2 protein-coding genes are annotated in these 3665 nt (G+C 64.0%); both read right to left on the bottom strand.

Annotated elements, in window-relative coordinates:
* On the bottom strand, positions 1 to 1984 hold a 1984-nt coding region (uvrA, locus tag ACU0BR_RS09775), incomplete at its 3' end, for an excinuclease ABC subunit UvrA (protein ID WP_446156652.1).
* Positions 1985 to 2138: 154 nt separating this feature from the next.
* Positions 2139 to 3470: a trigger factor gene (gene tig, locus ACU0BR_RS09770; protein WP_446156651.1), complete on the bottom strand. Its 1332-nt coding sequence runs from the start codon at positions 3468 to 3470 to the stop codon at positions 2139 to 2141.
* Between the last annotated feature and the right edge of the window lie 195 nt (positions 3471 to 3665).

Below are 3665 nucleotides of genomic sequence, written 5' to 3'. Positions count from 1 at the left end.
TCTTGAACAGCGTCTCGATGGTCAGCGTCGACTTGCCGCCCCCCGAGACCCCGGTCACGCAGACGAATTTGCCCAGCGGGAAATCCACCGTCAGATCGCGCAGGTTGTTGCCGCTGGCCTTGACCACCTGCACCTTTTTCTTGTTGCCCTTGCGTCTTGTGTCCGGCACCGGGATCGCGCGTTTGCCCGACAGATAGGCGCCGGTGGTCGAGGCCTCGTCCGCCGCGATCTGGTCGGGCGTGCCATGCGCCACCACGCGGCCGCCGTGCACACCCGCGCCGGGGCCGATGTCAAAGACATAATCGGCCTCGCGGATCGCCTCTTCGTCGTGTTCGACCACGATCACCGTATTGCCCTGATCGCGCAGGTTCTTGAGCGTCAGCAACAGCCGGTCGTTGTCGCGCTGATGCAGCCCGATCGACGGCTCGTCCAGCACGTAGAGCACCCCCGTCAACCCGGAGCCGATCTGGCTGGCCAGCCGGATACGCTGCGATTCTCCGCCCGACAAGGTGCCCGCATTGCGCGACAGGGTCAGATATTCCAGACCGACATTGTTCAGAAAGCCCAGCCGCTCGCGGATTTCCTTGAGGATGGCGCGCGCGATCTCGTTCTTCTGCGCGCTCAGCGCGGCGGGCACCTGCTCGCACCAGGCGTAGGCCTCGCGGATCGACATCTGCACGACCTGCCCCACATGCAGCCCGCCGATCTTGACGGCCAGCGCCTCGGGACGCAGGCGATAACCGTCGCAGGTGCCGCAGGGACGGTTGTTTTGATAGCGCTCGAATTCCTCGCGCACCCAGGCGCTGTCGGTCTCGCGGTAGCGGCGTTCCATATTGGGGATCACCCCCTCGAAGGGGCGCGAGACCTCATAGACGCGCCCGCCCTCGTCATAGCGGAACTTGATCTTTTCCGTGCCGGAGCCGTGCAGGATCACCTGCTGCACCTTTTCGGGCAGATCCTTCCACTGGGTCCTGCGGTCGAACTGATAATGCTTCGCGATCGCCTCGATCGTCTGCAAGAAATAAGGCGACTTGCCCTTGCGCCAGGGCGCCAGCGCCCCGTCGGCGAGCCTGAGCGCAGCGTCGGGCACGACCAGGCGTTCGTCAAAGAACAGCTCCACCCCCAAGCCGTCGCAGGCCGGGCACGCCCCGAAAGGCGCGTTGAAGGAAAAGAGCCGCGGCTCGATCTCGGGAATGGTGAAACCGCTGACCGGACAGGCGAATTTCTCGGAAAAGGTGATCCGCTCCGGCTCGCCCTCGCTCGGCGCGGTCTCCAGCACGGCGATGCCGTCGGCCAGATCCAGCGCGGTGCGAAAACTGTCGGCCAGCCGGGTTTCCAGCCCCTCTCGCACCACCAGACGGTCGACCACCACGTCGATGTCGTGGCGGAATTTCTTGTCCAGCACCGGCGGCTCGTCCAGTTCGTGGAATGCGCCGTCCACCTTGACGCGCTGGAACCCCTGCTTGCGCAGTTCGACGAATTCCTTGCGATACTCGCCCTTGCGGTCGCGCACGATGGGCGCCAGCAGATAGGCGCGGGTGCCCTCCTCCATCGCCATCACGCGGTCGACCATGTCCTGCACCTGCTGCGCCTCGATGGGCTTGCCCGTCGCGGGGCTGTAGGGCGTGCCCGCCCGCGCGAACAACAGCCGCATGTAGTCGTAGATCTCGGTGACCGTGCCGACGGTGGAGCGCGGATTCTTGCTGGTGGTCTTCTGCTCGATGGAAATCGCCGGCGACAGGCCGCTGATGTGGTCCACGTCGGGCTTTTGCATCATGTCGAGGAATTGCCGCGCATAGGCCGACAGCGATTCGACGTAGCGGCGCTGCCCCTCCGCGTAGATCGTGTCGAACGCCAGCGACGACTTGCCCGACCCCGACAGGCCGGTGATGACAACCAGCTGGTCGCGTGGAATATCGACGTCAATGGATTTCAGATTGTGTTCGCGCGCGCCGCGAACCTCGATCATCTTCAGCTCGGCCATGCCACCCTCGTATCCGTTCTCCCACAGATAGGAGATCGTTAACGACTCTCCAAGTAAAAAAGCAGAACGAAACGGGAACCACGCCGGTCCGCGCCCAGAACGCGGAAAGCCGCCCCGAAGGGCGGCTTTCACATTCGTTCACACCGGGGCGTGATTATTCGTCTTCAAGCTCCTCGACAGCTTTCTCAAGCTCTGCCTTGGATACTTCCTTTTCCGTCACGTCGGCCTGACCGAAGACATGATCGACCACCTTGTCCTCGAAGATCGGCGCCTGCAGCTGCTGGCGGAATTCCGCGTTCTGCTGGGCGAATTCGAAGAACTGGCGCTCCTGTCCCGGATACTGCCGGGCCTGATTCATGATCGCCTGCGTCAGCTCGGCGTCGGAAACCTGGATTTCGTTCTGACGGCCCAGCTCGGCCAGCAGCAGGCCCAGACGCACGCGGCGCTCGGCCAGTTTCCTGTGCTCGTCGGTGGGCTCGACTTCGGGGTGATCGTGGCCCTCGACGTCGGGGTTTTCCTCATGCCACAGCTGATGCGCGATCTGCTTGGCCTCGGCATCGACCAGCGACGGCGGCAGATCGAATTTCACCAGATCGTCCAGCGCGTCCAGCAGCTTGCGCTTCATCACGGCACGCCCGGCGCCATTGTATTCAGCTTCCAGCCGCTCGCGGATCTGCCCCTTGAGCGCTTCCAGATCCTCGGACCCGAACTTCTTGGCCAGCTCGTCGTCGATCTCGGCCGCTTCGGGCGCCTTCACGGCCTTGACGGTGCATTCGAAAACCGCGTCCTTGCCCGCCAGATGTGCCGCCTGATACTCCTCGGGGAAGGAAACCTTGACCTCGGGCGCGTCACCGGCCTTCGCGCCGACAAGCTGCTCTTCGAACCCCGGGATGAAGCTGTTGGAGCCGAGCACCAGCGGATAATCCTCCGCCGCTCCGCCCTCGAAGGGCTCTCCGTCGACCTTGCCCAGGAAGTCGATGACCACCTGATCGCCGTCCTGCGCGGCGGCACCCTCTTCGCGATCGGTGAAGTTCTGGGCGCTCTCGGCCAGGTTCTTGAGCGCCTCGTCGACGGCCTCTTCCTCGGGCTTGACGACGAGCTTTTCCAGCTTGATCGTCGAGAAATCGGCCTCGGGGATCTCGGGCAGCGCCTCGTAGCTCAGGTCGACGACGACATCGTCGCCCTCTTTCCAGTCCTCGTTGGTCATCTTGACCTCGGGCTGGAACGCGGGCCGGTCGCCCGACTCCTCGAAATGCTTGCCCATCGCGCCATCGACGCTTTCCTGCATCGCCTCGCCCAGCAGACGCTGGCCGAACTGCTTCTTGAGCAGCGCCATCGGAACCTTGCCCTTGCGAAAGCCCTTCATCTCGATCTCGGGCTGCGCCTCGGCCAGTTTCTCATCGACCTTGGCGGCCAGCTCGTCGCCGGTGATGGTGATCTCGTAGCCGCGCTTGAGGCCGTCGTTGGTTGTCTCGGAAACCTGCATTGCAATCCCTATAGCTCATGGGCGGGGCCCCTGCCCCGCGAACGTCAATTTCGCGGTCTTCTATGCGTGTGCGCCCAGGCGTGCAAGGGTCATTCGGGGGATTTGGCCGATAGGCGGGCCGCGCCTAGCAGACAACCATCACCGGCTCGTCCAGCGTGACCGTGATCCCGCGCGCGCGCAGGCGGGCGATCTGCG

This window comes from Brevirhabdus sp. (assembly GCF_052826345.1).
Note: the sequence above shows the minus strand (reverse complement) of the source record. Positions and strands in the feature narration are given on the sequence as shown.